The sequence below is a fragment of the Halioglobus sp. D3-4 genome, assembly GCF_055809315.1.
The window spans coordinates 2614664-2630730 of record NZ_CM147907.1 but is presented as its reverse complement, the minus strand read 5'-3'; the positions used below and the strand labels follow the sequence as shown (position 1 = coordinate 2630730).

Sequence of the window (16067 nt, the reverse complement as noted above, 5' to 3'; positions counted from 1 at the left end):
AGTGTTTTAGCGCGCCTTGTAGCAAGCCTTTATGCGCAGTATCGAGTACGGCAACGAGCCGCTTCTCAACGCCATGCACTTGCTAACGACCGGTCTCCGCGCGCTGCAGGAATTCCTTGTGCAGTTCGTCCACCTGACTGTGGAGTTCTTCCAGCGTACCGCTGTTGTCGATCACGATATCGGCCAGCGCCAGTCTCTCATCGCGTCCTAACTGCGCCGCCATAATCCGTTTGACCTGTGCTGTATCGTTGTTGTCGCGCTGCACTGTACGCGCTATCTGCAAGGCCTCCGATGTATCCACCACAACCACACAGTCGGTCAGCGCTTTCTGGCTGGTATCCAGCAGCAAGGGTGAACTGAGCACGGTATAGGCGCTGCATGATGACGCGATCTGGTTGACGATTTCCTCGCCGATCAGCGGGTGGGTCAGTTGCTCCAGCCAGTGCCGTTCAGACTCATCCGAGAAAACGCGCGCGCGCAGCTTTGCCCTGTCCAACTGGCCGTTGGGCTGCAGGATGTCGTCACCAAAATGCTCGGTGATAGCTGCCAGTGCGGGCTTACCGGGTTCAACAATTTCGCGGGCGACGACGTCTGCATCCACCACGGTGATGCCGTACTGCTCAAGGTGTTTGGTGACGGCTGATTTGCCACTGCCGATGCCACCGGTGATGCCCACTACCAGTGTCATATCAGTCGAATTCCAAAGTGTGCAAACACGGAGCCGTAGCTGCCGTCACCCAACAGCAGTGCCAGCCAGCCAGCGACGGCCAGATAGGGGCCAAAGGGAATGGGAATTTCTTTACCGCGTTTCTTCACGAACATCAGTGCAATGCCGCAGACGGCACCGACCAGCGACGAGAGCAGAATGATTTCCGGCAACATCTGCCAGCCCACCCAGGCGCCCAACGCGGCGAGCAGTTTGAAATCACCATAGCCCATACCCTCTTTGCCTGTCAGTAGTTTGAAAGCCTGGTAGATGGTCCAGAGAATAAGGTAGCCGGCCATCGCGCCTATGACGGCATCGCTCAGGCTGACGTAGGTTGACTGCAGGTTGAAAAGCAGGCCCAACCAGATCAGTGGCAGCGTGATGTCATCGGGCAGCAACTGGTGATCGACATCGATCATCGTCAGTGAAATCAATGCCCAGGTAAGCAGTACTGCACCCAGAAGGGCCGGCGAAAACTCGAAAAATGCTGCCAGTACCATCGTCATCAGCCCGGTGACCAATTCGATGATGGGGTATCTGACAGAGATAGGTGCCGCGCAGCTTGCACATTTTCCGCGCAGCATCAGATAGCTGATAACTGGAATGTTTTGCCAGGGTTTGATCGCGGACTTGCAGTGTGGACAGTGCGAATTGGGCGTGGCCAGGTTGAGCGGGGCGTCCAGCTTTTCCTGCTCCTGCTCCAGTAACTCGCAACAGTCGCGTCGCCAGCGGGTCTCCATCATCACCGGAAGGCGGTAGATTACGACATTGAGGAAACTGCCAACGAGTAAACCCAGGCACAAAAGCCCGGTGTAAAGCAGGCCCATTGGCACAATTGTTTCTGGCATGAATGGACCGCCCTTGTCGCGTGGAGCCTAGATCACTGATCCCAGCATGAAAATTGGCAGGTACATGGCAATCATCAAGCCACCTACCAGTACACCGAGAATGGACATGATCAGCGGTTCCATCAGCGAGCTGAGACTGTCTACCGCATTGTCGACTGCTTCTTCATAGTGAGTAGCGACTTTGTCTAGCATCTCATCCAGCGCGCCCGATTCCTCACCGATGGATACCATTTGCAATAGCATATTGGGAAACAGTCCGGTGACCTTGATCGCGTTGTACAGCGTGGTGCCCGAGGTGACGTCATCACGGATACGGCGAATTGCCTTGGCATATACCGAGTTGCCCGCGGCTCCCGCTGTCGAATTCAGCGCATCTACCAGCGGTACACCGGCGGCAAAGGTGGTGGCAAGTGTGCGTGAGAACCGGGCGATCACTGAATCGTGCACGATTCCGCCAACAACGGGAGCTCGTAGCGCTAGCCGGTCCAGCCATTCAGAAAAGGCGACCGAGCGTAATTTTATCTCCCGAAATGCAAAAATTATCGCGATAATCGCAATTAGCATCACAAACCACCAGGCGATAACGAAATCTGAAATATCCATCACCATTTGTGTGAAAGCCGGCAGCTCTGAACCGAAACTCTGGAAGGTTTTCGCGAATACCGGCACCACCTTGATCAGCAGGATGGCACACACTATCAGCGCAACACAGATCACAGCCGTGGGGTAAGTCATGGCTTTTCTGATCTTGGCTTTTAGCTGCTCTGTCTTTTCCTTGTAGGTGGCGACGCGATCCAGCATGACCTCTAGCGTACCTGAATCCTCACCGGAGCCGATCAGGCTGCAGAATAAATCGTCAAAATAGCGCGGGTGTTTGGCCAGAGAGGGTGCCAATCCGCTACCGGAGGCGACATCGCTCCTGATGGTTCGAACCAACTCCCTCATACGCGGCTTCTCGAGCCCGTCTTCAACGATTTCGAAACTCTGTACCAGCGGGACACCGGCCTTCAACATGGTGGCGAGTTGGCGGGTGAAGATGGCGATGTCGGCCGCCTTGATGGCCTTGCCCTGGCCGCCGAACAGCGGTTTGGGCTTCTTTTTCACGCTCTTGGGCTTGATGCCCTGTTGGCGCAGCTGTGCCTTCGCCATCGCCTGGCTGGCGGCCTCGATTTCCCCCTTGTTGGTATTGCCGGATCTGTCCGTACCGCTCCAGGTAAAGATGTCATTCTTGATTGTGCTAGTTGCCATGGTCGTGTCCGCCCTAGTATTGCAATATACCTATGCCGCTTGTGCCCCGGCTTTATTAGTCTACGGTAATTCGATTCGCCTCTTCCAGACTTGTCAGGCCTTCCGCTACTTTTTTCAACGCCGCCATGCGTAAATCGTGAAATCCCTCACTTCTGGCCTGGGATGCAATCTGCATGGAGTTGCCTTCCTCCATGATAATTTTGGCAATTGAAGGCGTAATCCTGACGACTTCGTAGATACCGACCCGTCCCTTGTAACCGTTGTTGCAGTCTTTGCAGCCAACGGCGTGCATAATGGTGGCCGATTCCAGCATTTCTTCGGTAAAGCCTTCCGCCAGCAATGTTGCATGCGGAATATCATCTGCGGGGACGCGGCAGCTCTTGCACAGGCGCCGTGCCAGCCGCTGGGCGATAATCAGGTTTACCGAAGAGGCCACGTTGAACGCCGGAACGCCCATGTTGAGCAGACGCGTAATGGTTTCCGAGGCGCTGTTGGTGTGCAGGGTAGAAAGCACCAGGTGACCGGTCTGTGCCGCCTTGATGGCAATCTCGGCAGTTTCAAGGTCCCGGATCTCACCGACCATGATGATATCCGGATCCTGACGCAGGAAGGAGCGCAGGGCCTCGGCAAAATTCAATCCGACCTTGGGATTCACATGGACCTGGTTGACCCCCTCGAGGTTGATCTCGACCGGGTCTTCCGCGGTAGAGATGTTGCGCTCTGCGGTATTGAGGATATTGAGGCCTGTGTACAGCGAAACAGTTTTACCGGAGCCGGTTGGCCCGGTCACCAGTATCATACCCTGAGGCTGGTTCAGGACCTTCAGGTACATGTCTTTCTGTTCTGGTTCATAACCCAGTGCATCGATACCCATCTGCGCGCTGCTGGGGTCCAGAATCCGCAGTACGATTTTTTCACCGTACAGTGTGGGCAAGGTGTTGACCCGGAAGTCGATGGCCCGGTTGCGGGACAGTTTCATCTGAATGCGGCCATCCTGAGGCAGGCGCCGTTCGGAAATGTCCATCTGCGACATGACTTTCAAGCGCGCAGCGAGGCGCGGAGCAAGATTGCGTGGCGGCTTGACCACCACCTGTAAAATCCCGTCAGTACGAAAGCGTACCCGGTAGCTTTTTTCATAGGGCTCAAAATGTATGTCTGATGCGCCCTGCTTGATCGCATCGATCAAGACTTTGTTGATAAACCTGACGATCGGTGTCTCGTCGACGGCTTCGCCACCGTCCTCCGATTCGGAGGCTTCGCCGCCCATGGCGATATCGACATCGTCCAGGTCGGAGGCATCCAGCCCGTCCAGTCCGTCAGTGAGCGATTCCTGTGACTCGACCCACTTGCTCAGCGCCTTGCCGAGCGCACTTTCCTCAACCAGTATAGCGTCGGTATTGATGCCGGTATGAAACTTGATTTCATCCAACGCGGCGAGATTGGTTGGGTCGGAAACGGCGATGAACAGGCGGTTCCCGCGGCGGAACAACGGCAGTGCATGGTGCTTGCTGACGAGATTGGGCTCGACCAGCCCGACCGGTAGGGTATCTGCGTTGATAGCGGTGATGTCGAACAGCGGTACGCCGAACTCCTGCGAGGCAACCTCTGCAATGCGCCAGCCATCCACGTCTTTTCGCTCGACGAGATACTGAACGAAATGCATGCGCTCGACAATTGCCTCCTTCTGCGCTTCCACTGCGAGTTGAGCATTGATCAGCGATTCGGCTACAAGGCGTCCGGCCAGACCGCTGAGTTGCCCAATTGCTTTATCGTTCATTCAAAAACCGCTCCTGTCTCAGCTGAGACGACTGCCATGACACTGTCTGATACGTTGGCTTAATAGAAGTGTAGTATAACCATCGATCAGCCCGGTAGCAGCCTAAGATTACGGGCAAATTATACCAATCCCCGGACAGTGCGGGTGTGTTCGCGGGCCGGCTAGCCGCGGCAATTCGGTGGTGCCTGATTTACGTCCAGGCCATTTTCCTCCGGTGGCAGGCATGTCCACGACACCAATCCGTCCCGAGTTGAAGGAATGAGTTGTAATTGTTTATTGTGCGCGTTGGTGCCCTCGATCTTGAAGGTCACCGTGATAATGCCGTCGGGGATTGCCGAGGAGACTTCCAGCCTGCTGATATAGTCATACTTGTTATATTCTTCTGGCTCAGGCATTCCTGCCTGTCGGTTGTTCCTCGGCCAGCGCTGGGTGTTGTAGAAGTATTCCGTGACCGAGGTTTTCGCTTCTGAGGCAAAAATCATCCCCTCTCCCACTTTGCTGCGGATCATATAATCGGAATACGTCGCCATCGCCACTACCGCCAGAATGCTGACAATGGAGACCACGGCCATCAGCTCTATGATGGTAAACCCCTTGTTATTATTCATTGTGCTACCCATATACTCGATTGTCTGCTCACGATAATCTATCGCTTGCTGTCGCTGTTGAAAGTTGACAGCTCAGCCGCCAGTTTTTCTACTAGAGGGCCGACATCCGCATTGGCATCAAGAGCCGCCTGTAGCTGCGCCGATAGATGTTTAACCGTCGCGATACGGGTGCGCAGCGCAACAAAACTCTCGTTCATTTGCCGGGCCTCGTCCTGGAACATGTCTGTTTCGCGCAATGTGATAGTGGCGTTAAGGTCGCCGCCGCCCAAGCGGGTCACTTCGCGCGCAAACACATAGACCGGTCCGGCGATGCGGTGGCTGGCCTTGAGGCTGCCATACCAGATTGCGCCAATAAGAATAAGCTCACCGAGCGCCAGCACGATTGCTGAAGTTGTGGATAAGTCCAGGGGCTGATCGCCGGGGAACAACATGCGCACAATAATGAAGCCGTTGACCAGCAGTACGGCCAACGCCACGATCAGCAGCGAATACTGGTATTGAAACTTCTTGTTGATAACGATGGTTGTACGTCTATTGTCCATGCCACGATCCCGATAGTGCTACATTGGCTGGAGACTAAACCAGAGTTATTCAGGCAGCAAGATTGAAGCTGTTTTTAAGGCTGTTAACGCGCAGAACTGTGAACCAGTGCGCTACGGTCTGTATCCTGGGCTCAGAGCCTGTAGCGTTTACTCCTATTTTTTAAGGCGTTTTCTTTCGAGTGCGTTTGCCGGCGCCTATATATAGGTGGAAGTAAAAAGCACATAGGTGGAAGTAAAAAGCGTTTGCATGGCATGCGCTCTGCCGGTGACCGGGTGCGTACTCAAGGCGGCCTACACAGAGCGGCGTATTGTGACAAAAATCGTCACAATCTTACCTTGAGTGACAGCGCCGCACCGTTTGCCAGAGCGTGTCAAAGTGTGCGCTAGTTCCGCTTTGGAATTATCGATTTTTGTAAGTTGTTGATAAAAATGAAAAAACGAAAAAATATTTTCTAGTCTGTTTTTCTTGGCACGCTACATGCTCTATCCATCTTGCAAGCGGCTTGTTCCATCGACGCTTTTTAGTCAACGGAACATGTTATAACTTAAAGTGGAGAAGTATCATGGCAATTCAGAAAAAAGCTCAACAGGGTTTCACCCTTATCGAACTGATGATCGTTATCGCGATCGTCGGCATTCTCGCAGCCATCGCGCTGCCTGCTTACCAGGACTACATTGTACGTTCCAAAATGTCTGAGCCGCTGGCTGCTCTGGCAGAAGCGAAGACCACGGTAGCTGAATATGTTGCTGCAAATGCAGGGTATCCTGATGAAGTAGCATCTTTTGGTATCAACACTTCAGACCGTAGCGATAACAGCGACATCGTTGATCACCTGGATATCCTTGAAGAACTTGCCGACGACGATGCTATCGTACGGGTAGTTGCGTATGTCCAAGCTGGGACATGGGGTGGTGCAGACGGTGACACAGGTGCATTCCACTTGTCTGGTTCCATTAACGGCGACGGCACCATGTCCTGGTCTTGTCTGCCCGGTTCAGAACCCGATGCCGCTGACGCAATCGAAACCAAGTACCTGCCAGCTAACTGCCGCGGTTAATCAAACCTAACCACGCAGTTACAATGAAAAGCCCGGCATGCCGGGCTTTTTTTCGTTGTTTAAACTGATTCCATAACTCCCGATTCGGAAAATCCTCATGGAATACTCCGGCGCACCGGCTTCACAACACAGCACAAGCGATAGTCGCTTACTGTTTTTTGGTCTTTTCGTATTGCTGTTGTGTTTGCTGGCCTATGGCGTTGCACTTAACGGCCCGCTGTTCTTCGACGATGAGCCAAACCTGCTTGCCAATCAGCAGGTGCAAATCGATGGGCTGACGTATGATGACTGGCGCGCAGCCGCCCTGAGTTCCCACTCCAGCATTCTGATGCGTCCCGTTGCGATGCTGACGTTTGCCGTTAATCACGCTGTGACGGGCACCTTCACCCCGTTCAGTCTTAAAGCGACCAATTTGGCCATACACATGGCGATTGGCGCCCTGCTATTCCTGTTTGCGCTGGCAGTGCTGCAAACCCCCGCTTTGCGCGCGCACCCGTTGAACGCCTGTCAGCGCGGACTTATAGCGCTGATAGGCGCGTCCATATGGCTGTTACACCCCATACATGTCTCGACAGTGTTGTACGCCGTGCAGCGTATGGCGCAATTATCAACTTTGTTTACGCTGGCCGGCCTTTTGGTATTTACGCGCTATCGACTGCGCTGGGCTGAGTCCGGTGCCGGGCCGGGCGAGGTGCTGGCAGCAGCACTTTGGCTGGGCCTGCTGGCCATTTTCGCTGTGCTGTCGAAAGAAAATGGTGCGTTGCTGCCTTGGTTGATCGTGGTGGTTGAAGTCATACTGTTTCGCGGATTTTGGGGTGGTAAGCCCAGTAAAACACTGGTGTGGCTCGGATGGTTAGCATTGGCATTGCCATTACTGCTCGTGGTAGCGGTGTATTTGGTTGCGCCCGAAGTACTTCAGGGCCGCTACGGTGGGCGGGAATTTACGCTGGCTGATCGCCTGCTGACTCAGGGCAGGGCGTTGTGGCAGTACCTGAACTGGATGCTGGTACCCAATGTCATGAGTATGGGCTTTTTTCACGATGATATTGTGATTTCCCGCAGCCTGTGGGCACCGTTTTCGACCGTCCTGTCTCTAATCGCCTGGGCTGTCGTGCTCATTGCCGCGGTGGTGTGGCACCGGCGATTTCCACTGATTGCCTTCGCGTTTCTGTTTTACCTGGTGGCACACAGTATGGAATCCACGGTGTTGCCGTTGGAGATGGTCTTTGAGCACCGCAACTACCTGCCGAGTATGGGGTTTGCTGTGCTGGCAGGGCTGGGCGTGTTTCTGTGTGTCTCCCGAATTGGTCGCCTGCGTCTGCGCGCAGTAGCCGGGGTTGGGCTCTGCCTGCTGGTTGCACTGTTGTTAGTTCGAACAACGGCCTGGAGTAATGAGGAGAGCCTGGCGCGCTACAATGTGATCAATCATCCGCAATCTCCAAGGGCCAACTTCTTCTATGCGAACGTATTGTTCAAGCGCTTCCAGCAGGCACAGGCGCTAGGGTTGGATGAGGAGGAGCAGCGAGCGCTGGCAGTGACATCCCGTGGCTACTTCGAGCGAATGCGCGTGCTGGATGAACGAAACTTTTCCGCCTTGGTCATGTTATATCAGCTCGATACGCTGTATTTTCCTGCGCTGGCACGGGACAACGACTGGTTGGGTATTATGACAGAACTGGCAAAGACACGTCGTCTGCAGTCTTCGGACCGCACGGCCCTTGGGGCACTGGTGACGTTCTCTCTGACGCCGGCGGTGGATGCGGAACGAGGCCGGGTGGCCGACCTGTTGGAGTTGCTTGTTGAGCGCTATCCGTACCGGGCCGATATCGTGGGCTTTCAGTACCGCTTTACAATGGCGACAGCGCCAGCACAAAAGGCCAGCTTGTTACCGCTGCTGCTGCGCGCACAGGAAATGAAAAAAGGCGGCCCCCAGGTGTCTGGCTACCTTGTTCAATACTATGGCACGGATGACTCTGCCAACACCTATGAAGTCCTGCGCGAGTGGATACGGCGTGATCCGCTGCGCCGCGAACTACCCGTGTTGAGAGCGCTATTCAGACAATGAGGGACGTGACGAGATTGCCGCCGGCACGCTTTCGTCTGGGTACTGCAAGTGCGTTGTTGCTCGCTATCCTGTTGTTTGCCATTGGCCTGTGGATCTATTGGCCGGGTATTCACGGGCCGGAACTCCTCGATGATAGATCCAGCGTGATGGTGATTGGCGATGTTAAAAATCACCCGGAATTGGCTTTCGACTATATCTTTGGTGACAGGTCCGGTGCGCTGGGGCGATCGGTATCCATGGCCAGTTTCGTGATCGAAAAGATGTACCTCGATGAGGGCATCACTGGCAACAAGAAGGTCAATATTATTCTGCACCTACTGAATGGCGGGTTGGTCATCTGGTTGTTCTGGCTGCTGTTTCGTTTTGTGAATGTACCCGGCTACCGGGCTCTCGCTGTGTTGTTGGGCGGGCTCTGGATGCTGCATCCGCTGATGGTCAGTACCGTGCTTTACGCCGTGCAGCGCATGGCCATGCTGGCGACATTTTTTATGTTGCTGGCGAGTATCAGTTACCTGTACTGGCGCTTTGGCCAGATGGCCGGCAGGACCGGCGTGTGGCGTATCCTGCTTATACCGGTATTCCTTGCCCTGGCGTTGTTGTCCAAGGAAAACGCCATAGTGCTGATACCTGTACTGTTATTGCTGGAAGTGCTCTGGTTGCAGTTTGCCGGTCGTGATGGAGGCGTTATCCGTTGGTTGCGCGGGCTGTCGTACTGGCTTATCGCCATCGGTGCGGTTTCCCTGTCGGCTATTCTGGTGCTGGGATGGGATTCCCTCGCGTCACGTTTTGGCGGTCGGGATTTTACGCTGGAGGAGCGGCTGTTCACGCAGTCACGCATGGTCTGGGATTATGTTGCGCAGTGGGCCTATCCGCAAACTGTCAGAATGGGGCTCTACCATGACGATGTAGTCTTGTCTCGCGACCTGTTTGACCCTGTGTCTACATTCTACTCTGTTGTTGCCTGGTTACTGGTGGTAGTAGCCTGCGGCTTATTACTGCGTTGGCAGGCTGGCCGTTGGGTGGTCTTTGGTATCACCTGGTTTTTATTGGGGCACAGCGTTGAGTCCACTGTGCTGCCTCTCGAATTGTATTTCGAGCACCGCAACTACTTTCCGGCAATCGGGCTGGTGCTGGCAGTAGGCGCTTTGTTCGCGGCTGTCGTCAAGCATTGGCCCGAGCCGAAAACGCCGCTGCTGGTGTGTCTCGCCCTGTGGCTGTTGTTGCTGTCCTTCCTCACCAGTTCACAGGTGCAGGTCTGGTCGAGCCGCCCTCTATTGATACTGAGCCACCTGAATGCACACCCCAATTCTCCTCGGGCCAACACCGATATGGCGCGGTATATGGCGGAGCTGGGGCAGGTTGACGCCGCGCATCATTACTCCAGGCTTTCATTTGAGTCGAGCGCCAATGCGGCCAATTCGCAGGAGGTTCGCGGCGACTACCAGATTCGTAACCTCGCGTTGAGTTGTATCGCCGATGCTCCCGTCACACCCGAGGCAATCGACGAACTGGGTAGGGAAGATCCACAGCGGCCGTTCCGGTCAGTGACCACTTTGCTTACTATGGTGCGTCTGCTGCAGAACGATAGTTGCCCACAGTTTGATCGAATCCGGTTTGCCGATCGTCTCGCCCAGATCTATCTGGTGGAAGACTTTAAACGCAAGGCGTCTGCCAACATCTATACAAACCTGGCAGTGTTGGAGAATGTACTGCAAAGGTATGATAATGCCTATGCTTACAACGAACGCTATTTGGCGCTGTCCCCGAATAATTCGCGCGGCCTGTTGATGAAATTGCATTTCGCCACTGCATTGGGCAAGGTGGAGGAGGCGCAGGCGGTGATTGCCGCTTTACAAGAATTGGATCAGCAGGGTAAGTTGACGGTAGGTGAACAGCAGACTCTGGCGTTGTATTTGGAAAAATGGGGATCTGTGTAGTCAGGTACCTGGAGAACTAACCCTTGAAAGTATCCATCATCATTCCCGCGAAAAACGAAGAGCTTGGTCTTGCGCAGCTGTTGCCTGAGTTGATTGAACACCAGCCGGACGCCGAAATTATCGTAGTGAACGACGGTTCCACTGATACCACAGAGCAGGTGTGTATAGATGCGGGCGTAAGAGTAATAACACACCCTTATTCCAAGGGTAATGGTGCTGCGGTGAAAGCGGGTGCGCGCGCGGCCAAGGGCGATTATCTGGTTTTCATGGACGGCGATGGCCAGCACAGTGCAGCGGATATCGACAGGCTGCTGGCTAAAATCGACGAGGGTTACGATTTGGTTGTCGGCGCACGCAGCGGCCGTGATTCACAAGCCAGCGTCGCCCGCTGGAGCGCCAATACGTTTTACAATAACTTTGCCAGTTGGATGGTCAACCGCAAGATCGATGACCTGACTTCTGGCTTCCGCTGCGCGGATCGCCGAAAGTTCCTGGGGTTTCTTTACCTGTTGCCCAATGGCTTCAGCTATCCCACAACCTCAACCATGGCCTTTTTTCGGGCGGGTTACTCCGTGGGTTTTGTACCCATCACGGTATCTAAGCGCCTCGGTAAAAGCCATATCAGCATGGTGAAGGATGGTATCCGATTTCTGTTGATTATTTTCAAGGTGGGAACACTTTACTCACCGTTGAAAATATACTTTCCCGCTTCCGTAATCGTTTCGGGCCTGGGCTTTCTAAATTATTTTCTCACCGTGATGAGTTCCGGGTGGCGCTTTACCAATATGAGCACATTGCTAATCCTTGCCGGGATGGTGATGTTTCTAATCGGGCTTCTCTCTGAGCAGCTGACGAACCTGCAGTTCAAGGACACTTCCAACCCCAACGATCGACGCGCTGGCTAGCCACTGTTCCCTGCGCTGTCTGTGGCGCTATAACAGACGCTTGCGCCTGTTGTGCCAGTCGAGCGACATTGGCTGCATCAATGTGACAAAAATTGTCACTGACCGCCCGGATTCTTCATTTTGACTGTCGCGAAAATATGGCTGTGAATCTGGTTATTTACGTTCTTTGAATCTGTAAGTATCTGAATAAAAACCAATAAATACTTATTTCCGCCCTTTTCTCTCTGTTGGCACGGTCTCTGCTTTAAGGTTGTCAGCCAAGCGTTTATAGAACGGGCAATGGACGAACGGGCATCAGATCATATAATCAGGGGACTAAAAAATGGGCACATTATCTAAATCACAACGGGGTTTTACACTCATCGAGCTGATGATCGTTATCGCGATTGTCGGTGTGCTGGCAGCCATCGCATTGCCCGCCTACCAGGATTACGTTATTCGTTCGAAGATGACCGAACCGTTGGCCGTACTGGCCGAAGGCAAAACAACCATCGCAGAATATGTGGCAGCTAATGGGGGGTTTCCAGCCGACTCGGAAAGCTTCGGTATCAATACCAGCAACCGAATCGCGCACAGCGATGTGATGTGGAAAATAGACGTTCTCCCCGAGGCGCCCGTGGCCGGCGAAGCAATACACCTCGGCGCGGGTATATTCACCAGCGTCTGGGACGGTACTGCGAAGAACATCAATTCTATTGCGGTATTCCAGCTGTCCGGTTCAATCAACGATGATGGCACCATGACCTGGGAGTGCATTAACGGCGCGGGCAACGAAGCAATACCTGAAGTACCTGCCAAGTATTTGCCGGCCAACTGCAGGGGATGATCCTCAAGATAATACCAGGATAAAAAAGCCCGGCAATTGCCGGGCTTTTTTGTTGGGAGGTGTCAATGCGCCAGCTGACTTGCGGCTGCTGGTATCTGCCGCGCTACCCCTGACTGGCTGCTTTGGCTTCCCTGCGCCTTGCGTGTAGCACTGGCTCGGTGTACCCGCTGGGCTGTTCCTCGCCGAGAAACACCAGATCGCAGGCGGCCTGAAACGCAATGCTGTTGTCGAAGTCCGGTGCCATGTTCCGATAGGCGGGGTCTCCGGCATTCTGCGTATCGACCACGGCGGCCATGCGCTCCAGTGTTTCGCGCACCTGGTCTTTCGTGCACACGCCGTGGTGCAGCCAGTTGGCAATATGCTGGCTGGAGATACGCAAGGTAGCGCGATCTTCCATCAGGCCAACGTGGTGGATGTCAGGTACCTTGGAACAGCCCACGCCCTGGTCAATCCAGCGCACCACATAGCCGAGTATGCCCTGTGCGTTGTTGTCCAATTCCCGTTGGATGTCCTCTTCACTGAGTCCTGTGGCACCTTTTAGCGGTATGGTGAGTATGTCGTTCAGCGAAGCGCGAGCCTGCCCCTGCAGTTCCTGCTGGCGTTGAGCGACGTTCACCTCGTGATAGTGAATGGCGTGCAGTGTTGCAGCGGTGGGTGAGGGGACCCACGCCGTGCTGGCACCGGCCTGCGGATGGGCGACTTTGTTCTTCATCATGTCGGCCATCAAATCGGGCATGGCCCACATGCCCTTGCCAATCTGGGCCTTGCCCAACAGCCCGCAGCGCAGGCCCGTATCCACGTTCCAGTCCTCGTAGGCATTGATCCAGGGCTCCTGCTTCATTGCGCCCTTGGGCGTCATTGCGCCCGCTTTCATGCTGGTGTGTATCTCATCGCCGGTGCGATCGAGGAACCCGGTATTGATAAAGACCAGGCGCTCCTGCGCCGCGCGAATACACGCCTTGAGGTTGATTGTGGTGCGACGCTCCTCATCCATGATGCCGACTTTCAGAGTGTTGCGGGCCAGGCCCAGGATGTTCTCGATACGATCAAACAGTTCGCAGGTAAACGCCACTTCCTCGGGGCCGTGCATCTTCGGCTTCACGATATACACGCTGCCCTGACGGGAGTTGCGGCTGTCACCGTCTGCCTTGTTCAGGTCGTGCAGCGCGATCATCGCCGTGAACAGGCCGTCCATAATGCCTTCTGGAATTTCCGCACCATTTTTATCGAGTACAGCAGGTGTGGTCATCAGGTGGCCGACGTTGCGCACGAACATCAGGCTGCGTCCCGGCAGTACCAGTTCTGTTCCGTCAGGTGCAGTGAATGAGCGGTCCGTATTGAGACGCCGGGTGACAGTTTTGCCGCCCTTGGTGAAACTGTCGCTGAGGTCGCCACGCATCAGTCCCAACCAGTTGGCATACGCCACGGCTTTATCCTCGGCGTCGACCGCGGCCACCGAGTCTTCGCAGTCCTGAATGGTAGTGAGAGCCGCTTCGAGCACCACATCTTTGACGCCGGCACTGTCGGTCTTGCCGATTGGGCTGGCCGGGTCAATCTGGATTTCAATATGCAGGCCATTTTGGCTCAGCAACACGCTGGTAGGGGTTGCCGCATCGCCGCTGTAGCCGCGCAGCTGCTGAGGAGTCTGCAGCGCCCGCTTCTCGCCACTAGCCAGTGTAACCTGCAGCGTGCCGTCGACAATGGCATATGCCGTGGCGTCTGCGTGACTGCCGCCAGTCAGTGGACAATGGCTATCCAGAAAGCGCTTGGCGTAGGCAATCACTTTCTCTCCACGCACCGGATTGTAGGCGCCGGCGCGTTCAGCGCCATCGGTTTCGGAGATGACATCGGTTCCGTACAGTGCGTCGTAGAGGCTGCCCCAGCGAGCGTTCGCGGCATTGAGGGCATACCGTGCATTCATTACCGGCACAACAAGTTGTGGCCCGGCCAGTACAGCGACTTCCTCATCGACTCCGGTGGTACTGATCTGGAAGTCCGGGCCTTCGGGCAGCAGGTAACCGATCTCTTCCAGGAAGGCCTTGTACGCTGCCCGGTCGTAGTCGGGCCCACCGTTTTCCAGATGCCATGCATCGATCTTTGCCTGCAACTGTTCACGTATGTCCAGCAGTTCGCGATTGCGCGGGCCCAGCGTGTTCACCAGTGACGCCAGTCCCTGCCAGAACTGTTCTGCGCTGATACCGGTACCCGGGCAGATGTCCTTCTCCAGGAGTTGATGAAGTACCGGTGCTATCTGCAAGCCACCTTGCTGGATACGATCAGTCATTGTGAAACCTCTTTGTTGACGACTGGCACGGTTAAACCCGTGATGCAGCCGTGATTTTAGGTGGCAGGCCGGCATTTTGCGAATCAATCACTTCAATCACCGGCATTAAAGCGGTGAATGCGCTCAGGGAGTCGCCTCCAGCCCGTCCAGTTCCCTTGCCGTATCGGCGATCAGTTTGCGTAGCCATTTATTACCGGGGTTGTGTTGCAGTAATGGACTCCATGCCATCTTCAATTCCAGCGGTGGAATCTCCAGCGGGGGCTCGCGCAACACCACGCGCGGATTATTCAACTTCAATTGCGCCGCCCGTGTCGGGAGCGTCACAATCAGGTCGTTCTGTTCGGCCAGTGTCATCGCGGCCTGATAGTGCCGCGTAAACACGCGAATCTGGCGTTTTTTGCCAATTTTATTCAGCGCCAGATCCACCCAGCCCAGGCGTTGTACATCGTCGGGGTCGACGCCCACCCCCACGCCCATGCCGGTCTTGCTGACCCAGACATGGTTGGCCTTGAGGTAGTTGTCCAGCGTGAACTTCTCCAACACCGGATTGTTCGGGCTTAGCACACAGGTGAAGCTGTCGTTCCAGAGGTGAATCTGGTGGAAGGACTGTGGCATCGAATCGAAGCGGTTGATCACCATATCCACCTTGCCGCGCTCCACGTCCAGAAAGCTGACGTCAGATGGCGTCATAATATCCAGCGTCAGGCCCGGTGCCTGCTCGCGCAGTTTTCCCAATACACTGGGCAGCAGGGTGGATTCAGCGTAATCGCTGGCCATGATGCGAAACACCCGGTGAGCCTCGGCGGGATCGAAGTCTCCGCGCGGCTGCACGGCGTGATCGATTTTCCCAAGTACCTCGCGCACCATCGGTTCCAGTTCAAGCGCGCGTTCAGTGGGGGTCATGCCCTCGCTGGTCCTGACCAGCAACGGGTCATCGAACAGCTCACGCAGCCGGCGCAAGCCGTTGCTCATGGCCGGCTGTGACAGGTTCAACTGGTTGGCAGCTTGCGTGACATTGCGCTCACGCAGCAGGGCGTCGAGGTAGACCAGCAGGTTGAGATCGATTCGATTCACTTTCACGAGCGGCTCCGCATTCACTATATGAATGACAAAATTCTATGCTATCGGTTGAGCGAATTATACTCACAATACGGCGATTGCCAATACTACCGGTCAGGCCGCTGATCGGAGGAGCAACACACATTTGGCGCTCTCTGTCGGGTGGTCGATAGCCGGTGGATCGCAAGGATAGGGAGGTGATGT

At 55.0% G+C, this 16067-nt stretch carries 13 protein-coding genes; 5 read left to right on the top strand and 8 right to left on the bottom strand.

Translation table 11 applies throughout. The features are described 5' to 3' along the window. Positions 1–82: 82 nt before the first annotated feature. From coaE to AC0L6S_RS11265, 6 genes are all read right to left on the bottom strand, one after another. Positions 83–688 carry a dephospho-CoA kinase gene (gene coaE / locus AC0L6S_RS11290; RefSeq protein WP_473424038.1) on the bottom strand — a complete coding sequence of 202 codons (606 nt, stop codon included), beginning with the start codon at positions 686–688 and terminating at the stop codon, positions 83–85. Then, a complete protein-coding gene (locus AC0L6S_RS11285; protein WP_473424036.1) occupies positions 685–1554 on the bottom strand; it encodes a prepilin peptidase in 870 nt (289 codons plus the stop codon). Before AC0L6S_RS11285 ends, coaE begins: the two co-directional genes overlap by 4 nt. A 27-nt stretch (positions 1555–1581) precedes the next feature. Continuing rightward, positions 1582–2802 carry a type II secretion system F family protein gene (locus tag AC0L6S_RS11280; protein WP_473424034.1) on the bottom strand — a complete coding sequence of 407 codons (1221 nt, stop codon included), beginning with the start codon at positions 2800–2802 and terminating at the stop codon, positions 1582–1584. Positions 2803–2857: 55 nt separating this feature from the next. Then, positions 2858–4579 carry a type IV-A pilus assembly ATPase PilB gene (gene pilB, locus AC0L6S_RS11275; RefSeq protein WP_473424032.1) on the bottom strand — a complete coding sequence of 574 codons (1722 nt, stop codon included), beginning with the start codon at positions 4577–4579 and terminating at the stop codon, positions 2858–2860. 161 nt (positions 4580–4740) lie between these two features. Continuing rightward, complete coding sequence (locus AC0L6S_RS11270) at positions 4741–5187, bottom strand: pilin (RefSeq protein WP_473424030.1); 447 nt, start codon at positions 5185–5187, stop codon at positions 4741–4743. Positions 5188–5225: 38 nt separating this feature from the next. Next, positions 5226–5729 carry a hypothetical protein gene (locus AC0L6S_RS11265; protein WP_473424029.1) on the bottom strand — a complete coding sequence of 168 codons (504 nt, stop codon included), beginning with the start codon at positions 5727–5729 and terminating at the stop codon, positions 5226–5228. Between the two features lie 563 nt (positions 5730–6292). On the opposite strand from AC0L6S_RS11265, the gene AC0L6S_RS11260 reads away from it, so the two are divergent. The 5 genes from AC0L6S_RS11260 to AC0L6S_RS11240 all read left to right on the top strand — a co-directional run bounded on the left by AC0L6S_RS11260 (position 6293) and on the right by AC0L6S_RS11240 (position 12520). Further along, positions 6293–6787, top strand: coding sequence for a pilin (locus AC0L6S_RS11260; RefSeq protein WP_473424028.1), 495 nt, complete (start codon positions 6293–6295; stop codon positions 6785–6787). 97 nt (positions 6788–6884) lie between these two features. Beyond that, entirely contained in the window at positions 6885–8852 is a 1968-nt protein-coding gene (locus AC0L6S_RS11255; protein WP_473424027.1) for a hypothetical protein, read from the top strand. A gap of 5 nt (positions 8853–8857) precedes the next feature. Then, complete coding sequence (locus AC0L6S_RS11250) at positions 8858–10789, top strand: tetratricopeptide repeat protein (RefSeq protein WP_473424026.1); 1932 nt, start codon at positions 8858–8860, stop codon at positions 10787–10789. A 23-nt stretch (positions 10790–10812) separates the two neighbouring features. Continuing rightward, positions 10813–11694 (top strand): glycosyltransferase family 2 protein, encoded by an 882-nt coding sequence (locus AC0L6S_RS11245; protein WP_473424025.1) that lies wholly within the window; start codon positions 10813–10815, stop codon positions 11692–11694. Between the two features lie 322 nt (positions 11695–12016). Next, positions 12017–12520, top strand: a complete 504-nt coding sequence (locus AC0L6S_RS11240) for a pilin (RefSeq protein ID WP_473424024.1) — start codon at positions 12017–12019, stop codon at positions 12518–12520. Between the two features lie 103 nt (positions 12521–12623). Here AC0L6S_RS11240 and AC0L6S_RS11235 read toward each other — a convergent pair whose 3' ends face one another. Both AC0L6S_RS11235 and AC0L6S_RS11230 read right to left on the bottom strand, forming a co-directional pair. Then, on the bottom strand, positions 12624–14804 hold the full coding sequence (locus tag AC0L6S_RS11235; RefSeq protein WP_473424022.1) for a malate synthase G: 2181 nt from the start codon (positions 14802–14804) through the stop codon (positions 12624–12626). A 123-nt stretch (positions 14805–14927) separates the two neighbouring features. Then, positions 14928–15884 (bottom strand): LysR family transcriptional regulator, encoded by a 957-nt coding sequence (locus tag AC0L6S_RS11230; RefSeq protein WP_473424020.1) that lies wholly within the window; start codon positions 15882–15884, stop codon positions 14928–14930. Positions 15885–16067: the final 183 nt, after the last annotated feature.